13 protein-coding genes are annotated in these 16894 nt (G+C 61.8%); 10 read left to right on the top strand and 3 right to left on the bottom strand.

What is annotated here, in order from left to right; translation table 11 throughout:
• Positions 1–121 precede the first annotated feature (121 nt).
• Positions 122–865 (top strand): RadC family protein, encoded by a 744-nt coding sequence (radC, locus tag J4G38_RS09380; protein ID WP_210516783.1) that lies wholly within the window; start codon positions 122–124, stop codon positions 863–865.
• 48 nt (positions 866–913) lie between these two features.
• On the opposite strand, the gene J4G38_RS09375 is transcribed toward radC, so the two are convergent.
• Complete coding sequence (locus tag J4G38_RS09375; protein ID WP_210516785.1) at positions 914–3376, bottom strand: M1 family aminopeptidase; 2463 nt, start codon at positions 3374–3376, stop codon at positions 914–916.
• A gap of 91 nt (positions 3377–3467) precedes the next feature.
• On the opposite strand from J4G38_RS09375, the gene J4G38_RS09370 reads away from it, so the two are divergent.
• A complete protein-coding gene (locus J4G38_RS09370) occupies positions 3468–4079 on the top strand; it encodes a DUF1684 domain-containing protein (RefSeq protein WP_210516786.1) in 612 nt (203 codons plus the stop codon).
• 7 nt (positions 4080–4086) lie between these two features.
• Here J4G38_RS09370 and J4G38_RS09365 read toward each other — a convergent pair whose 3' ends face one another.
• Both J4G38_RS09365 and J4G38_RS09360 read right to left on the bottom strand, forming a co-directional pair.
• A complete protein-coding gene (locus J4G38_RS09365) occupies positions 4087–4827 on the bottom strand; it encodes a ferredoxin reductase (protein ID WP_210516788.1) in 741 nt (246 codons plus the stop codon).
• Positions 4824–5471 carry a sulfite oxidase-like oxidoreductase gene (locus J4G38_RS09360; RefSeq protein ID WP_210516789.1) on the bottom strand — a complete coding sequence of 216 codons (648 nt, stop codon included), beginning with the start codon at positions 5469–5471 and terminating at the stop codon, positions 4824–4826. The genes J4G38_RS09365 and J4G38_RS09360 overlap by 4 nt, the downstream gene beginning before the upstream one ends.
• 217 nt (positions 5472–5688) lie before the next feature.
• Between J4G38_RS09360 and pheT the strand changes: the two genes are divergently transcribed.
• The 8 genes from pheT (at position 5689) to J4G38_RS09320 (ending at position 16836) form a co-directional block, all read left to right on the top strand.
• Positions 5689–8124: a phenylalanine--tRNA ligase subunit beta gene (pheT, locus tag J4G38_RS09355; RefSeq protein WP_210516791.1), complete on the top strand. Its 2436-nt coding sequence runs from the start codon at positions 5689–5691 to the stop codon at positions 8122–8124.
• A gap of 92 nt (positions 8125–8216) precedes the next feature.
• On the top strand, positions 8217–11219 hold the full coding sequence (locus J4G38_RS09350; RefSeq protein WP_210516792.1) for a M16 family metallopeptidase: 3003 nt from the start codon (positions 8217–8219) through the stop codon (positions 11217–11219).
• Between the two features lie 142 nt (positions 11220–11361).
• Positions 11362–11658, top strand: coding sequence for a hypothetical protein (locus tag J4G38_RS09345; RefSeq protein ID WP_068188624.1), 297 nt, complete (start codon positions 11362–11364; stop codon positions 11656–11658).
• 39 nt (positions 11659–11697) lie between these two features.
• Complete coding sequence (locus J4G38_RS09340; RefSeq protein WP_046244125.1) at positions 11698–11991, top strand: cell division protein ZapA; 294 nt, start codon at positions 11698–11700, stop codon at positions 11989–11991.
• A 132-nt stretch (positions 11992–12123) separates the two neighbouring features.
• Positions 12124–13812: a ribonuclease Y gene (gene rny / locus J4G38_RS09335; RefSeq protein ID WP_210516793.1), complete on the top strand. Its 1689-nt coding sequence runs from the start codon at positions 12124–12126 to the stop codon at positions 13810–13812.
• 320 nt (positions 13813–14132) lie between these two features.
• Positions 14133–14861 carry a hypothetical protein gene (locus J4G38_RS09330; RefSeq protein ID WP_210516794.1) on the top strand — a complete coding sequence of 243 codons (729 nt, stop codon included), beginning with the start codon at positions 14133–14135 and terminating at the stop codon, positions 14859–14861.
• Positions 14862–15013: 152 nt separating this feature from the next.
• A complete protein-coding gene (locus tag J4G38_RS09325; protein WP_210516795.1) occupies positions 15014–15805 on the top strand; it encodes a hypothetical protein in 792 nt (263 codons plus the stop codon).
• A gap of 65 nt (positions 15806–15870) precedes the next feature.
• Positions 15871–16836 (top strand): N-acetylmuramoyl-L-alanine amidase, encoded by a 966-nt coding sequence (locus J4G38_RS09320; RefSeq protein ID WP_210516796.1) that lies wholly within the window; start codon positions 15871–15873, stop codon positions 16834–16836.
• Positions 16837–16894 lie beyond the last annotated feature (58 nt).

Here is a 16894-nt window from a genome sequence, read left to right as displayed (position 1 = left end):
AAATAATACGAACAGCTCTGCCGTTGCTTAACGCCGCAGCAGGCTTGGGGTTTAAACGCGGTCAGGCGCCTTTTGCTTTACATTTAGTCAGCTTTTTACAATCTGCCACCAGCCACACCGCATGGAAACGCCTGACCGCCTGCCCGAACCACCTGCCCCTGCCCCACCCTACGCCGCGCCCACCGCGCTGGGCATCAAGAGCTGGGCCGAGGAAGACCGGCCCCGCGAAAAGCTGCAAGCCAAGGGCCGGGCCGCCCTTTCCGATGCCGAGCTGATTGCCATCCTGCTCGGCTCGGGCACCGTGAAATTATCCGCCGTCGACGTAGCCAAGCTCATGCTGCAAGGCGTGGACAACGACCTGAACGCGCTGGCCCGCGAAAGCGTGAAGCAGCTCTGCCGCCACCCCGGCATCGGGGAGGCCAAGGCCATCAGCATCGTGGCGGCCCTGGAGCTGGGCCGCCGCCGCAAGGAAGCCGACGCCGCCCCGCGCACCACCATCACCTGCTCGCGCGACATCTATAATTTGATTCGGCCCAACCTGATGGACTTGCCGCACGAGGAATTCTGGGTCATTCTGCTCAACCGGGCCAATGTGGTGATGCGCAAAACGGCCATCAGCCGCGGCGGCGTGGCCGGCACCGTGGCCGACCCCAAAATGATTTTCAAGGAAGCCCTGGAGCAGCTGGCCAGCAGCATCATTCTGGTGCACAACCACCCCAGTGGCAACCGCAACCCCAGCGCCGCCGATATTCAACTCACCAAAAAGCTGAAAGAAGCCGGCAATTTTCTGGACTTGCCCATCCTCGACCACCTCATTTATTCTGACCAGGGCTACTACAGCTTTGCCGACGAAGGCATGCTGTAAACCGTCATGCCCCGGCTGCGCTCGGCACGACGTTCGGAATAAATCCCGCTACTTCGCCGCCCGAATTTCCGCCGCCGCCTGCTCTACCAAAACCGCTGTTCCAACGGCATTGGGCCGCGTGGATTGCCGTTGCTGCACCTGCTTCAGCAAGCCAATGATGTCTTCGGAATTAACATAGGGCTTATACTTCACCGTCAACTCCTTGATGCGGGTAATGCCCTGCGTCAGCGCCGCTGAATCGTCGGTACGCCCCAGCAATTCGCCAATTCCGGGCAGCATATCGAACCGCCCGCCGGGGCCAGCAGCATCGTATTTGGCCAGCATCAGGGGCCACTGCGCCGGGCTGCCGGCCTGGCCATACACCGTCACCAGCGCTACCGTCAGGGCTCCTTTGTTATCGGCTTCGAAGGCCGAGGCGCGAGCCAGCGCCTGGGCCGGGTCGAGAGCTGCCAGGCCCAGCAGCGCCGCTGCCTGCACCCGATACGACTTACTTGCGAGGGCTTTGGCAAACAGCGCGGTGTAGCGCTTGTCCTTCAACGGGCCCAGCGCCGTGAGGGCCGCCGCCCGCACCTGCACCGACGAATCGGTAGCCGCCAGCTTCGCCAGCGCCGGAGCCGCAGCTTTGCTGAGCGGGGCATTTTTGAGGTTGAGCAGTTCCACGGCCATCTGGCGCAGGGCCGCCGATTTATCCGTCAGGCCCGCGACGAGAACCTGACGCGCCAGCGGGTCGGCCAGCTGGGTTTGGGCCGCGGTGAGGGCTTCGCGCCGGTCGAGGTAGTACGGGGCGTGGCGGTATTGGTAAGCAAATTCGGCCAGGGATTTGTGGTCCTGCTTCTGCCAGACCAGCACTTTTTCGGCGTCTACGTTCACCAAATCCGGCCGGGTGGCGGCCGGAAAGTACAGCGTGTCCGCGGCGTGGCGCAGGGTAGCGGGGTAGCGCCGGGCCCGACCGTTGGCGTAGACATCCACCGTGAGCGGCAGCACGAACGGCGTGCCGGCCTGCGTTTGGCGCACTACCACGGTCTGCCGTTTACGGGCGGCATCCCACTGATAGTCAATGGTGACAATGGGGTGCCCCGCGCCGTAGTACCACTGATTAAAAAACCAGTTCAGGTCGCGGCCCGAGGCTTCTTCCAGCGCCAGCCGCAGCTGCTGGGCCTCGCCGGTGCCGAAGGCGTTTTGCGTGAGGTAGCGCTGCAAGCCCCGGAAAAATACGTCCTCGCCCAACTCAGCGCGCAGCATGTTCAGGATGCTGCCGCCCTTCTGGTAGGTCACGCCGTCGAACATGTCCTCCTTGTCGGCATACTGAAAACGCACCAGCGGCTTCGGGTAATTTCCGGGGCTGCGGAGGTAGGTGCGCAGGCTGCGGTCGGCCTGCTCGGCGCCGGCATCGGCGCCATGGGCGTGCTCGGCCCACAGCACTTCGCTGAAATTGGCGAACGACTCGTTCATGGTCAGGTTGCTCCAGCTTTCGCAGGTCACGTAGTCCCCGAACCAGTGGTGGAACAGCTCGTGGGCGATTTCGCGCTCCACGCCGGCGTATTCCCAGTCCAGCAGCTCGCGGGCCGTGCCCTGGGCCTGCTCGCCAAACAGCGAGGCCGAGGCATTTTCCATGGCGCCGGCCACGTAGTCGCGGCAAACAATCTGGCTGTACTTATTCCACGGAAAAGCCACGCCGAGGCGCTGCGAGAAAAACTCCAGCATTTCGGGCGTTTGACCAAAAATGCGGCGAGCCTGGGCCGCGTATTGCGGTTCGAGGTAATAATTCACTTCCTTGCCATGCCAGGTGTCTTTGGTAATGCGGAAGTCGCCCACGGCCAGCATCACCAGATAGGGCGCGCAGGGCTCGTCGAGCTTCCAGGTATCGGTGCGCAGGCCGGGTCCGGCGGGGGTCTGGCTGGCCAGGCGGCCGTTGCTGAGCGTGACGTACTTGCTGGGCACGGTCAGGCTGATTTCGGTGGTGGTTTTCTGGTTGGGCTTATCAATGGTCGGGAACCAGGCGGAATTAGATTCCGTCTCGCCCTGCGTCCAGATTTGCACGGGCTTGCCGGCCACGGCACTGTCGGGGTTGATGAAGTACAGGCCCTTGGCACCACCGATGGCCTCGCTGCCTTTCGCATCCAGTTCATCGGGCTTGGCGACATAGGAGATGTAAACGGTATAAGGCTCGCCGGCCGGTATCAGACGCCCCAGTTGCACCAGCAATTGCCGCCCATTGTAGTCATATTTCAGCGGCTGAGTCACCGTGCCCTGCATTAAACCCACTGCTTTGATTTCCATGCCTTTGGCATCGAGCCGCAGCGAATCGGTGGCACCGCCGTGGGGCCTGAGCGTCAGCTCGGCCTTGCCGTAGAGGTAGCGCCTGGCGTAGTCGAAGCGCACTTCCAGCCTGGTGTGCACCAGGTCGTTGACCTGGCGCTCGGTGGCCCGATAAGCGGTGGTGGCCGGTTGCTGGGCAGTGGCAGAAGCAGCGCTGACCAGCGCGAGCAGTAGCAGAACGAATTTTTGCATGAGGCAAACAAGGTAGGAAAGCAGCCGGTAGTGGCTGCACGAGCGGCCCGATTAGCCGGCCAGTCGCTACCTTTTCCAAAAGGCGTTACCCATGATTAAGAAAGTAGCCATCGTCGCCGCGCTCATCGGCATTATTCTGTATTCGCTGGGGGGAATCAAGCCCTTTTCCAGCGTCTACTTTGCGCAGCTGCGCCAGTTCCGTAGCGAAAAAAACCGCACATTCCGGCAGTCCCCCAACTCGCCGCTGGCCACTGCCGACAAGGCCGTATTTGATAGCCTGAACTACTATCCCGCCGACTTGGCGCTGGTGGCCGAGGCCACGATTTCGCGCAGTGCGCGCCCCGAAACGCTCCTGATTCAGATGAGCGCCAACCGGGCCGAAAAGTACCTGCGCTGGGGCCAGGCCCGGTTCCAGATTGCCAACCAGCCCCAGCAAGTGGCCCTCTACCTCCAAGCCACTGGTACCGATTCCACGCTGTTTATTCCCTTCACCGACCTCACCAACGGCCACGAGAGCTACGGCGGCGGCCGCTACCTCGACGTGCCGCTGCCCGCGCCCAACGCCACGGAAATCAAGCTGGATTTCAACCGCGCCTATAACCCTTATTGCGCCTACAACAACGACTACAGCTGCCCGGTCCCGCCCGCCGAAAACCGGCTCCAGGTAGCCATTCCAGCCGGCGAAAAGTCGTTTCACGAGTAGCCTTTGCCTAGCTGCCCGTGGGCCCAAACCGCTCGGTGCGAATGGTCTCGTCGGGCAGGCCCTGGGCTTGCAGCAAGGTGGCGGCGCTTTCCACCAGGCCGGTGGGGCCGCACACGTAGCATTGCGGCGGGCCGGGCAGGCGCCCCACGGCCTCGGCCAGCATGGCGGTATCGAGCCGGCGGCGGTAACCGGCCCAGCCGGCCGGGATTTGCCGGGTGTAGGTGAGCAGCAGCGTGAAAGCAGGGTCGGCCAGAGCCAGGGCTTCCAGTTCGCGCTGGTAGATAACCTCATCGGGGGTACGCACGCTGAACAGCAGCACGGCCGGATTGCGCAGGCCGGCGCGCTGCCGGTGGCGCAGCATGGCCATCAGCGGCACCACGCCCGAGCCGCCGGCCACCAGCAGCAACGGCGCTTCGGGCGGGCCGGCGGGCCACACAAAATAGCCGCCGATGGGCCCGCGCACTTCCAGCTGCTCGCCCACGGCCACGCCATCGAACAGGTAGCCCGACACCTCGCCCTCGTCAATCAGCTCCACGGTGAGGTCGATTTCGCCGGTTTGCTCCGGGGGCGAGGCGATGGAGTAGCTGCGCTCGGTTTGGTAGCCATCGGGAGCGGTGAGGCGCAGGTCGTAATGCTGGCCGGCGCGGTGGGGCGTCCACTGCGGCAGGCGCAGCGTGAACGTTTTCACACGGGGCGTTTCGGGCGTGATGGCCGTGATGGTAGCCCGCTGCCAGTCGAGCCGGCTCACAGGCGGAAGCTGTTCGTGGATGCGCCGTCCGCGTCGTCGTCGCTGCCGTAGCGCTGCTCCTTCCAGGGGTCGCCGTATATGCTGTAGCCGTTTTCCTCCCAGAAGCCGGGCTCGTTCTGGGCCATGAAGCGCAGGCCCTGCACCCATTTGGCGCTTTTCCAGAAATAGAGGTGCGGCACCACCAGCCGCGCCGGGCCGCCGTGCTCGGCCGCCAGCGGCTTGCCTTCGAACTCCAAACCGATGAACGCCTGGCCGTTGCGCAGGTCGGCCAGCGGCAGGTTGGTGGTGTAGCCGCCGTAGGAAAAGGCCATTACAAACTGCGCTTCGGGCTTGAGCTGGACGTGTTCCAGCAGCGTATCGAGGCTGACGCCGCGCCATTTGGTGTCGAATTTCGACCACTTCGTGACGCAGTGAATGTCGGGATTGAAGCTCTGCTGCGGCAGGGCGTTGAATTCGTTCCAGCTCCACTTCGCCGGATTTTCCACCAGTCCTTCGAGCCGAAACTCCCAGTTCACCAGCGGAATGCGCGGCGTGGGCCCGGCTGTGAGCACGGGAAAATCCTGGGTTTCATACTGGCCGGGCGGCAGCTTGTGGCCGCCATCAGTGGGCCGCTTGGCGTGGAAGCCTTTGTTGACGAAGGGCATGATGCAGGAGGAGGTAAAGGTGAGAGAAATGGAAAGAATGAGGCAGAACGGTCGTGCTGGGCTTGTTGAAGCATGACCGTTGCAACAAGGCAGCCGCCACAAACCGGCCCTTAGCAAATATATGCCAGCGCCCTCCAATTCAGTCATTTCGCCCCGCCGTACCTTTGCCCCGTCGTCAGCGGCCTGACAGCTGACACCTAACACCCGACCACGACCAATGCGTATTTCCCTCGACTGGCTTAAAACCCTCATTCCTACCGATAAACCTGCCGCCGAAATTGGCGCCCTGCTCACCGGCTCGGGCCTGGAAGTGGAAAGCGCGGAGGAGCTGGAAAGCATTCCCGGCGGCCTGCGCGGCCTGGTGCTGGGCACCGTGCTCACCCGCGAAGCCCACCCCGACGCCGACAAGCTGAGCCTGACCACCGTGGACGTGGGCGACGGCACCCCGCGCCAGATTGTGTGCGGCGCGCCCAACGTGGCCGCCGGCCAGCGCGTGGTGGTGGCCCTCGAAGGCGCCACGCTCTACCCCGCGCAGGGCGAGCCGTTCAAAATCAAGAAAAGCAAAATTCGCGGCGCGGCTTCCGAAGGCATGATTTGCGCGGAGGACGAAATCGGCCTGGGCACCTCGCACGCCGGCATCATGGTGCTGACCACCGAGCTGCCCAATGGCACGCCCGCCGCCGACTATTTCGGCCTGGGCTCGGATACGGTGTACGAAATCGGCCTCACGCCCAACCGGGCCGATGCCGCCTCGCACTACGGCGTGGCCCGCGAGCTGCGCGCCCTGCTGCGCCAGCCCTGCCACCTGCCGGATGTGAGCGGGTTCGTTGCGCCGGAATCGGCCGCGTCGAACATCAAGGTATCCATTGAAGACGCCGAAGCCTGCCCGCGCTACGCCGGCCTGCTGCTGGAAAATGTACATGTCGGCCCGTCGCCGGAGTGGTTGCAGCGCCGCCTGCGCAGCATCGGCCTCTCCGCCATCAACAACGTGGTGGACGTGACCAACTTCGTGCTGCACGAGCTGGGCCAGCCCCTGCACGCCTTCGACGCCGACCAGATTACCGGCGGCCGGATTCGCGTGAAACGTGCCGAGGCCGGCGAGAAATTCGTGACCCTGGACGGCGTGGAGCGCCCGCTTAAAGCCGAGGATTTGGTGATTGCCGATGCCGATGGCACGCCGATGGCGCTGGCCGGCGTGTTCGGCGGCAAAACGTCAGGCGTGAGCGAAGCCACCACCCGCGTGTTCCTGGAAAGCGCCTATTTCAGCCCCGCTGCCGTGCGCCGCACCTCCCAAACGCACCAGCTGAAAACCGACGCCTCGTTCCGCTTCGAGCGCGGCACCGACCCCAATATGGTGCTGGTGGCGCTGCAACGGGCGGCGCTGCTGCTCCAGGAAGTAGCGGGAGCAACCATCGCCGCGCCCGTCGTGGATGAATACCCTGCGCCCATCGAATCCATCATCGTACGGCTGCGGCTGCCGCGCGTGGAGCGGCTGGTGGGCCAGTACATCGCCCCCGAGCGCATCCATCAGATTCTAACCGATTTGGATATTAAAATCGCCGAGGAAAGCCTCGACGAGAACGGCCAGGAAACCTGGCAGCTTCTGGTGCCGCCGCACAAAGTGGACGTGACCCGTGAGGCCGATATCATCGAGGAAATTCTGCGGATTTACGGCTACAACAACGTGGCGTTGCGGCCGAATAACTCGGCTTCATTCCTGGCCAAATTCCCGAACCCCGACCCCGAGGTGACGCGCGTGAAAATTGCCTCGCTGCTCAGCGGGCAGGGCTATTCGGAGATTCTGACCAACTCGCTCACCAACTCGCTGTACTTCGATACAGAGGGCGAAGCAGATGGCTCATTGGTGCGCATCCTCAATTATAACAGCGTTGATTTGAACGCCATGCGGCCCTCGATGCTGCATTCGGGCCTGGAAGTAATCCGATACAACATCAACCGCCGCCAGCGGGATTTGAAGCTGTACGAATTCGGCAAAATCTACTCGCAGAGCGAGAGCGGGAAATACCACGAGAAGAACAAGTTGGTGATTTACCTGACCGGCAACGCCGAGGGCGAAACCTGGCAATACAAGTCGGAAAAAGCAGCCTTCCACGACCTGGCCAATGCCGTGCAGCAGGTGCTGGCGGCCCTGGGCTTCGGCGGCGCGGCCTCGCAGCCGGTGCAGCACGAGTACCTGGCCGGCGGCCTCGCGCTGCTGGTGCACAACCAGCCGGTGGCGCAGTTCGGGGCCGTGTCGGCCTCGGTGCTGAAGCGGCTCGATGTGACGCAGCCGGTGTGGTACGCCGAGCTGGACTGGGACGCGCTGAGCAAGAAATATAAGCCCACGCTGGCGGCCCGCGAGCTGCCCAAATTCCCGGAAGTGCGCCGCGACTTGAGCATCGTGGTGGATGCATCGGTGACTTTCGACCAGTTGCGCCAGATTGCCCAGCGCACTGAGAAGAAGCTGCTGCAAAGCGTGAACGTGTTCGACGTGTACGCCGGCGAGAACCTCGGCGCGGGCAAAAAATCGTACTCGGTGAGCTTCACTTTGCAGGATTTCAGCCAGACGCTCAGTGAGCAGGCCATCGACCAGGTGATGCAGAAACTCATCGCCCAATTTGAGAAACAGGCGGGCGCGTTGATTCGCAAATAAATCAGGCAACCTACCTTTCGGCCGGCAATGGTGTGCAACCGCACAGCATTGCCGGCTTCTTTTTCCTACCCTTGTTCACTTTTTCCCGCAAAATGAATTTCCGCCTACTGACTACCCTGGGCCTGGCCCTGGCCACTACGGCCAGCCTGGCGCAACAAAAGCCGGTGGCCAAAGCCCCGGCGGCCAAAACGGCCCTCGCTACCACGCCCGGCGGCACCAAGCTGGTGGAGAAGGTGACCAAGCAGCCCGGCCAGCTCGTCATTCCCTACGAGAAGTACGTGCTGCCCAACGGCCTCACGCTCATCGTGGCCGAGGACCATTCCGACCCGTTGGTGCACGTCGACGTGACGTACCACGTTGGTTCGGCCCGCGAGCAAATCGGCAAGTCCGGCTTTGCTCACTTCTTTGAGCACATGATGTTCCAGGGTTCCGACCACGTCGGCAACCAGCAGCACTTCAAGCTGGTGACGGCCGCCGGCGGCACCCTGAACGGCAGCACCAACCAGGACCGCACCAACTACTTCGAAACCCTGCCCAGCAACCAGCTCGAAACCGGGCTGTGGCTGGAGGCCGACCGCATGGGCTTCCTGCTCGATGCCGTGAGCCAGAAGAAATTTGAAATCCAGCGCTCGACCGTGAAAAACGAGCGCGGCCAGAACTACGACAACCGCCCCTACGGCCTCACCGGCGAGTACATCAGCAAAACGCTGTACCCCTACGGCCACCCCTACTCCTGGCTCACCATCGGCTACCTGGAGGATTTGGACCGTTCGAACGTGGACGACCTGAAGAACTTTTTCCTGCGCTGGTACGGCCCCAACGACGCCACCCTGACCGTGGGCGGCGACGTGAAACCCGCCGAAGTGGTGAAGATGGTGGAGAAATATTTCGGCCCCATCAAGCGCGGCCCGGCCGTGGCCAAGGCCTCGCTGCCCGCCCCCGTTCTTACCGCCGACCGCTACGTGAGCTACCAGGACAACGTGCGTTTCCCGATGCTGCAGGTGGTGTTCCCGACCGTGCCCCACGGCAACCCGGACGAAATGCCGCTCGACGCGCTGGCCGAAATCCTGGGCGGCGGCAATAACTCGCTGCTCTACAAAAACCTGGTGAAGAGCCAGAAAGCCGTCCAGGCGCAGGCCTACCAGTCCAACTCGGAGCTCGGCGGCCAGTTTGCCTTCATCGCGCTGCCCTTCCCCGGCAAAACCCTCGACAGCACGGAGGTCATCATCCGCAACACGCTGAAGGAATTCGAGAAAAAAGGCGTAACCGACGAGGACCTGCAACGCTTTAAGGCCCAGACCGAAGCCCAGAACGTGAACGGCTTGGCCAGCGTGCAGGGCAAGGTGAGCCAGCTCGCCGCCAACCAGACTTTCTTTGGCAACCCCAACTACATCACCGTCGAAACCAAGCGCCTGCAAAGCCTGACCAAGGCGGATATCCAGCGCGTTTACGACAAGTACCTCAAAGGCAAGCACGCGGTGATTCTGAGCGTGTTGCCCAAAACTGGCACCGCCGTGGCTGCCAAGCCCGATAACTACACCATCGATAAATCGGCCTACAAAGCCCCCAAAGACGAGTACAGCGGCCTGACCTACGTGAAGGCCAAGGATAATTTTGACCGCAACAAGCAGCCCGCTTCGGGTGCCAATCCGGTTATCAAAGTACCGGCCCTGTACCGCGAGGAATTCGCCAACGGCCTGAAAATCATTGGCACGCGCAACACCGAAATTCCGGCCGTGACCATGCTGCTCACCATCAAGGGCGGACACCGCCTGGAGCAGGCCAACCCCGCCAAAGCCGGCGTGGCCAGCCTCACGGCCCAGCTGCTGAATGAAGGGTCGGAGAAGTACACGAGCGAAGAATTTTCTTCGGCGCTCGACAAGCTGGGCAGCACCGTGCAGGTATTTTCGGGCGATGACCGCACCACGGTCTACATGCAAAGCCTGACCAAAAACCTGCCCGCCACCCTCGCCCTGCTCGACCAGCGCCTGCTGCACCCGCGCTTCGACCAGGCTGATTTTGAACGCCTCAAAAAGCAAACGCTGGAGCTTATCGCCAACCAGAACACCCAGCCGGTGGTCATCGCCGATAAAACGTACGACCGCCTGCTGTACGGCACTGCCGACGTGATGAGCATCCCGGGCAGCGGCACGGCCGCCACCGCCGCCAGCCTTACCCTCGACGATGTGAAGCAGTTCTACCAGCAGAACTACGCCCCGAACGTGAGCTTCCTCACCGTGGTGGGCGACGTGGACCAGGCCACCCTCACGCCCAAGTTGGGCTTCCTGAAAGCCTGGGCCAGGAAAGACGTGACATTGCCCGCGGGCATGGCCATCACGCAACCCGACAAAACGCGCATCTACTTCGTGAACAAGGACGGCGCGGCGCAGTCGGAAATCCGGGTGGGCTACCTGGCCCTGCCCTACGATGCCACCGGTGATTACTACCGCGCTTACCTCGCCAACTACCTGCTGGGCGGCGCCTTCAACTCGCGCATCAACCTGAACCTGCGCGAGAACAAGGGCTACACCTACGGCGCCAACAGCGGCTACCGCGGCACGAGCTACGTGGGCCCGTTCACGGCCCGGGCCGGGGTGCGCGCCGATGCTACGGCTCCGTCGGTGAAGGAGTTCATGAGCGAAATCACCAATTACCCCAACGGGATTTCGGACGAGGAACTGCGCTTCGTGCAAACCTCGGTGGGCCAGAGCGACGCCCTGAAGTACGAAACCGGCCAGCAGAAAGCCGCCTTCCTGAGCCGCATCGTGGAGTATAACCTGCCCACCACCTTCGTGGACGAGCAGAGCCAGATTCTGAAGAAGCTGACCAAGGAAGACGTGCAGGCTTCGGCCAGGAAATACCTGCCCGCCGACAAGATGTACATCGTGGTGGTAGGCGACAAAAAGCAGCTGCCCGCCGTGCAGGCCCTCGGCTACGAAGTGGTGGAACTGGATGCCGACGGCAACCGCGTGGCCGCCGCGGTGGCCCCGGCCGCGCCCGAGCCCGTGCCCGCCGCCAGTGCCGATGAAAAGCTCAAAACGAAAACCGACGACGGCGGCAAGCTTAAAACCAAGTCGAAGAAAGGAAAAAGCTAGGCCATGCCACGGCACCTTCCAACTTTGGGCATCGGCAAGCCGCCTTTCTCAAAGCTCCCTGAGTAGTAAGTAACGAGCGGGTCCCTGATAAAGCGTAGCTTTCAGGGACCCGCTTTATCTTCACCCAAAATTTATCTCGCCCGTGGCCTCTTCCCAACAGCTTGCCCAACTCGACCGCCTGGAGCGGCAGATTACCACCTTAGTGGCTGCCTATCAGCAATTGCGCGAGGAGCTGGCCGATGCCAACACCACCGTGCAGCAGCTGCGTGCCGACGTGCGCGAACGGGACCGGCAACTTAAGGAGCATCAAAACCAGGAAAATATTGTTAAACTTGTACACACCATAGCTGGAGAACCCACCCACGCCAACGAATTAAAACTGCGCCTCAACGAATACATCCGCGAACTGGACAAGTGTCTTGCCTATTTGAGAGACTAACCGACTGACCCTCCCCTCCCAAGCCGTAACTCCCGCCTTATGAGCGAACTAGCCATCAAAATTCGAATTGCTGACCGGGACTATCCCATGCGCGTTGACGTGCAGGATGAGGAACGGCTGCGCCTGGCCGGGCGGCTGCTGGGCGACAAGCTGCGCGAATTCAGAGAAGGCTACGGCATTCAGGACAAGCAGGACCTGCTGGCCATGATTGCATTGGCTACCATGGCCGACCAATTGAAAGTGAGTAAGGAAAAGGATGGCACCGATGCGGCGCTAACCGAGCGGCTGGCTCGTTTCGACGAGCTACTATCCGGCGTGGTGCTGGCGGGCTGAGTTAGCCCCGCCCGGCACCCATATTCTCGTTGGCCCGGCAGGGCGGCGCGGCAATCGGCCGCTTCCGCCCCAGTCCGGGCAAAACCGTTCCCCCGGTTATGGTTTTTTCACCCTTTCAAAAACCATAATTATATGACACCCCTAGTAATGTACAGTCTGCTGGCCGCCGTGGTCGCCCTTGTGGCGGGCATTGTGGTGGGCCGGCTGCTGGCCGGCAAAGCCCGGCTGGACCATGAAGGCGAGGCCACGGCCCGCGCCCAACAAATCATCCGCGACGCCGAAGAGAAGGGCAACCGCCTCCGCGACGAGAAAATAAAGCAGGCCGATGAGCGCCTGGAGCAGTCCAAGAACAAGTTCAAGAACCTGCGCAACGAGTTTGACCAGGAAAGCCGCCGCCTCAAGCAGGCCCTCGACCAAGAGCTGACCGAGCGCCGCCAGGGCGTCATCGAGCAGGAGCAAAGCATTAAGCTGCTGACCGATACCACTCAGCGCCAGCTGGAGCAGCTGCAGAAAAAAGAAGCCGACCTGGAGCGCACCCGCGAGAAAATCCAGGCCGATACCCAGCAGCTGCGCGACAAGTTGGAAAGCCAGTCGGAGAAGCGCCGCGCCGACCACGAAGAGGCGATAGCCGAGCTGGAAGCCAAGCAGAAAGACGCCGATGAGCAGCTCCATTCGGTGCAGCGACAGCTCGAAACCATTGCCAACCTGACCGCCGCCGAGGCCCGCGAACAGCTGGTGGATTCGCTGAAGAACGAGGCCCAGATTCAGGCCAGCTCCTACATCAAGGACACCGTGGCGCAGGCCAAACTCACGGCGACCAAGGATGCCAAGAAGATTGTGCTGGAAACGATTCAGCGCACTGCCTCGGAGCACGCCATTGAGAACTGCGTGTCGATTTTCAACATCGAGAGCGACGATGTGAAGGGCAAAATCATCGGCCGCGAGGGCCGCAACATCCGGGCGCTGGAAGCGGCGACGGGCGTGGAAATCATCGTGGACGACACCCCGGAGGCCATCATCATTTCGGGCTTCGACCCGGTGCGGCGCGAAATTGCCCGCCTCTCGCTGCACTTGCTGGTGAAGGACGGCCGCATTCACCCGGCCCGCGTGGAGGAAATTGTGGCCAAAACCCGCAAGAACATCGAGGAGGAAATCATCGAAATCGGGGAAAAAACCATCATCGACCTCGGCATTCACGGCCTGCATCCGGAGCTGATTAAGATGGTGGGCCGGATGCGTTTCCGCTCCAGCTACGGCCAGAACCTGCTGCAACACAGCCGCGAAGTAGCCAACCTCTGCGCCACCATGGCCGCCGAGATGGGCCTCGACGTGAAGAAAGCCAAGCGCGCGGGCCTGCTGCACGACATCGGCAAGGTGAGCACTGAGGAGCCCGAGCTGCCCCACGCCATCTTGGGCATGGAGATGGCCAAGAAGTGGAAAGAGCACCCCGACGTGGTGAATGCCATCGGCGCCCACCACGACGAGATTGAGATGACGGCCATGATTTCGCCGCTCGTGCAGGCTTGCGACGCCATCTCGGGCTCGCGCCCCGGCGCCCGCCGCGAGATGATGGAGAGCTACATCAAGCGCCTCAAGCAGCTGGAAGAAACCGCCAACGGCTTCAAGGGCGTGAACCAGTGCTTCGCCATCCAGGCCGGCCGCGAGCTGCGCGTGATGGTGGACGCCGAGAACGTGACCGACGAGCGCGCCGCCGAGCTTAGCTTTGAAATCTCGCAAAAAATCGAGAAGGAAATGCAGTACCCCGGCCAGATTAAAATCACCGTAATTCGGGAGATGCGTGCCGTGGCCTACGCTAAATAGCGTGTAGCACATACTTCAGCTTGTGCGCTGAAGCGGATAAAAAGAAGCCCCCGCAACGGAAGTCGCGGGGGCTTCTTTTTATGGCTCCCTTTTTTCAAAAGTCATAAAAACCGGGTTGGAATCTGGATTCAATAGGTAGAAACGGCTCTTTCCACCTGCTAAATCAGTAAATTCAAAGTCCTTACAAAGCAAAAATCAGTTAGCTCCCGCTGAAATAGAAGCTTAGCTTAGCCGATATCTTTTCATTCGCTATGGCCACCATGAGACGCTTCAACTGCCAATTTCTTCACAGGTCTGGACTTGCGTGGCTACTACTGGGGGTGGGCGGCTGCACCCTGTACCAACCGCTGCTGACTACGCTGCCGGCCGTGCGTGAGGCGGGCGAAGTGGCAGCGGCCGGCAACTGGCAGTTTCCTCAAGGGGTGCAAGGCTCCGTCATTGTGTCGCCGGTATCGCACGCATTGCTCTTTGCAAGTGGCGGGCTGAACGGTTACAACACCGAGCGGGACAGTAGCAAAGGGTACGCCCGCACCCGGCAGTTTGAGACAGGAATCGGCGGTTATATAGCCCTGAAGCAAGCCTGGCTTAGCGCCTCCGTTGGCGCTGGTCGGGCGCGGGGCTACCGCTACGGGCGCTTTGATTCGGATGGCCTCAATGTTGGGGTTTTGGTACCGGTCCCCGGCGGAGGGTCGGGGGGCCGGCCGATACCCGTGCCGGAACTGCTGGGCTACTACACTACCCGGTTTGCCCAAGCCACGATTTGGTGGCCCGATGCCCGCAAACCATCGCTGGAATGGGGAGCCACCCTGCGTGTAAACCAAGTGCGATTCGCTGATTTGACGCTTAACGGCGTAGCACAGCCCCTGCCCGCGCAATACTACCTGCAAACTTCGGTAGTAGCGCAACAGCACTTGTGGCGCCGGCTAAGCTGGCAGGCTACCGCCAGCTACGATTTTGCGGTAATGGGCGTCACGGATAAGCAGGCTTTTCCCAGCGCGCCGTTGCGGGTGGGAGTAGGCCTGGCTTTTTGCCCGGTAAAACCCAACTAAACCATTGCCTCGGGTACCTGGCATTTGATGGACGGCCAGCAGCAGGCATCGTTGAGCGCCCCCAAATCATGCCTGAAAGCCACGGCTCGAAGTTGTCCGTTCACCCGCAAAACCAAGTACCTTAGCCCTACTCCTTCTACTACAAAGAATAAATGAAACTCACCTTTACGCTGGTAATAGCCGGCTACAGCTTCCTGCTTAGCAGTTGCGTGGTGTACATGCCCATGCAGTGCGCGGCCCCGCAGATTACCGACAAAAAGCAGGCAGAAGTCACCGGCAGCACCTACCTCAACGGCCGGGTCGAAGTGGCCGGTACCTACTCGCCGGTGCGGCACCTGCTGGTGCTGGCATCTTACAGCACCCTGCGCGACGACACGAAGGACAGCACCTACTACCGCGGGCACCAATACGACCTCGGCGTGGGCACCTGCTGGCGGCTGGGCGACCAGTGGCTGGTGGGCGCGCTGGGCGGTTTTGGGCAAGCCCAGAGCGCGGCGGCCTACTCCACGGGAGGGTTTATTTTTGGCTATCCCACGCGGCACGAATTTGATGCGCGCTACAACAAGGTATTTGGCGAAGTATACGGCACCTTGCAGGCCAGCAACACCGTTTCCGTAGGGGCCGCCTACCGCGTCACGCAGGTAAATTTCACGAACCTGACCGACCAGAGCACGCCCGTGGACCTCGGCCGCATGACCCGCAGCGAGCCCATGTTTTTTATGCGCGTGCGCTTGGGCGACGGCCCTACCGAGGACCGGCCAGTGCAGCTGCAAGTGGCGTGGGGCACCTCGGGCACGTTCGGCTACAATGAAAAAGACACCAACACCAGCTACCCTGCCGGGGTGCGCGACCTGAAACAAAGCCGGGGCTATACCACCATTGGCATTACCCTGTTTCCGCACTGCCTGTTCCGCAAGGTCCAGTCCGATATCGGGGTGCATTAAGGCCCCGTTTTATTGCCGAAATTTGGCATCTCAACCCGGCCCTCCCGGAAATTCACCACACCCGTATGTCCCTTCGCTATTGCCTGGGCTTGGCCCTGGCTGTTGTTCTGGCCGCCTGTGCCGTGCAGAAAAACCCCTACGCCGTCACCAACAAGTCGTACCAGCAGCAGGTGAAAGCCTACGCCAAAGCCTTGCGCGCTACCCCCGCCCCAACGCCGGGCGGCGACAGCCTGCTGCTGGGCAAATACTGGGTGGGCACCACCAACTTCAACCTGCGCAAGCCCAACTACGTCATCATCCACCACACGGCGCAGGACTCGACGGCCCAAACGCTTAAGACCTTCACCCTGCCGAGTACGCAGGTGAGCGCGCATTACGTCATCGGGCGCGACGGGCGGGTGTACCACATGCTGAACGACTACCTGCGCGCCTGGCACGGCGGCGTGGCCAAGTGGGGCAACACCACGGATATCAATTCCAGCTCCATCGGCATTGAGCTGGACAACAACGGCGTGGAGCCCTTTTCCGAGCCCCAGATTGCCAGCCTGCTGCAGGTGCTGATGGGCCTGAAGAAAGCTTATGGGATTCCGGTCGCCAATTTCATCGGCCACGCCGACATTGCGCCGAGCCGGAAAAACGACCCCAGCGCCCTTTTTCCTTGGAAGCGGCTGGCCGGCGCCGGCTTCGGCCTGTGGTACGACGCCGGGCCCCTGCCCAGTCCCTTCGGACCCGACAGCGCGGCCGCCCTGGCCAGCCGGCTCCTGGCCCCCAAACCGGCTGACTCCGAAGAAATTCCGCCCACTGATATTCAGCCGGATACGACCGTACTGGACCGCCAGCTGGCCCGGCTCAACGGCCCTATTACCCCATTCAATCAGCGGGAGGCGCTGCGCATTATCGGCTACGATACGCGGGATTTGCCGGCGGCCATTCGGGCCTTCAAGCTGCATTTTATTCAGCAGAACGTGGGCGCGCCGCTTTCCGATGCCGACAACCGGATTCTGTATAACCTGTATAAGAAGTGCTTGTGAGCGGCCGATGGCCGTTATCTTTAGCCAATTGTGGAGGCCGGCTGCTACCCCAGCGCCG

This window comes from Hymenobacter terricola (assembly GCF_017921975.2).
Taxonomy (GTDB): domain Bacteria; phylum Bacteroidota; class Bacteroidia; order Cytophagales; family Hymenobacteraceae; genus Hymenobacter; species Hymenobacter terricola.
The sequence above is the reverse complement of the archived record's forward strand: the minus strand, read 5'-3'. Positions and strand labels throughout refer to the sequence as shown.

Excerpts from the sequence above, each read along its gene's own strand:
- radC (WP_210516783.1), top strand. The coding sequence starts at position 122 with ATGGAAACGCCTGACCGCCTGCCCGAACCACCTGCCCCTGCCCCACCC.
- J4G38_RS09375 (WP_210516785.1), bottom strand. The coding sequence starts at position 3,376 with ATGCAAAAATTCGTTCTGCTACTGCTCGCGCTGGTCAGCGCTGCTTCT.
- J4G38_RS09370 (WP_210516786.1), top strand. The coding sequence starts at position 3,468 with ATGATTAAGAAAGTAGCCATCGTCGCCGCGCTCATCGGCATTATTCTG.
- J4G38_RS09360 (WP_210516789.1), bottom strand. The coding sequence starts at position 5,471 with ATGCCCTTCGTCAACAAAGGCTTCCACGCCAAGCGGCCCACTGATGGC.
- pheT (WP_210516791.1), top strand. The coding sequence starts at position 5,689 with ATGCGTATTTCCCTCGACTGGCTTAAAACCCTCATTCCTACCGATAAA.
- J4G38_RS09350 (WP_210516792.1), top strand. The coding sequence starts at position 8,217 with ATGAATTTCCGCCTACTGACTACCCTGGGCCTGGCCCTGGCCACTACG.
- J4G38_RS09340 (WP_046244125.1), top strand. The coding sequence starts at position 11,698 with ATGAGCGAACTAGCCATCAAAATTCGAATTGCTGACCGGGACTATCCC.
- rny (WP_210516793.1), top strand. The coding sequence starts at position 12,124 with ATGACACCCCTAGTAATGTACAGTCTGCTGGCCGCCGTGGTCGCCCTT.
- J4G38_RS09325 (WP_210516795.1), top strand. The coding sequence starts at position 15,014 with ATGAAACTCACCTTTACGCTGGTAATAGCCGGCTACAGCTTCCTGCTT.
- J4G38_RS09320 (WP_210516796.1), top strand. The coding sequence starts at position 15,871 with ATGTCCCTTCGCTATTGCCTGGGCTTGGCCCTGGCTGTTGTTCTGGCC.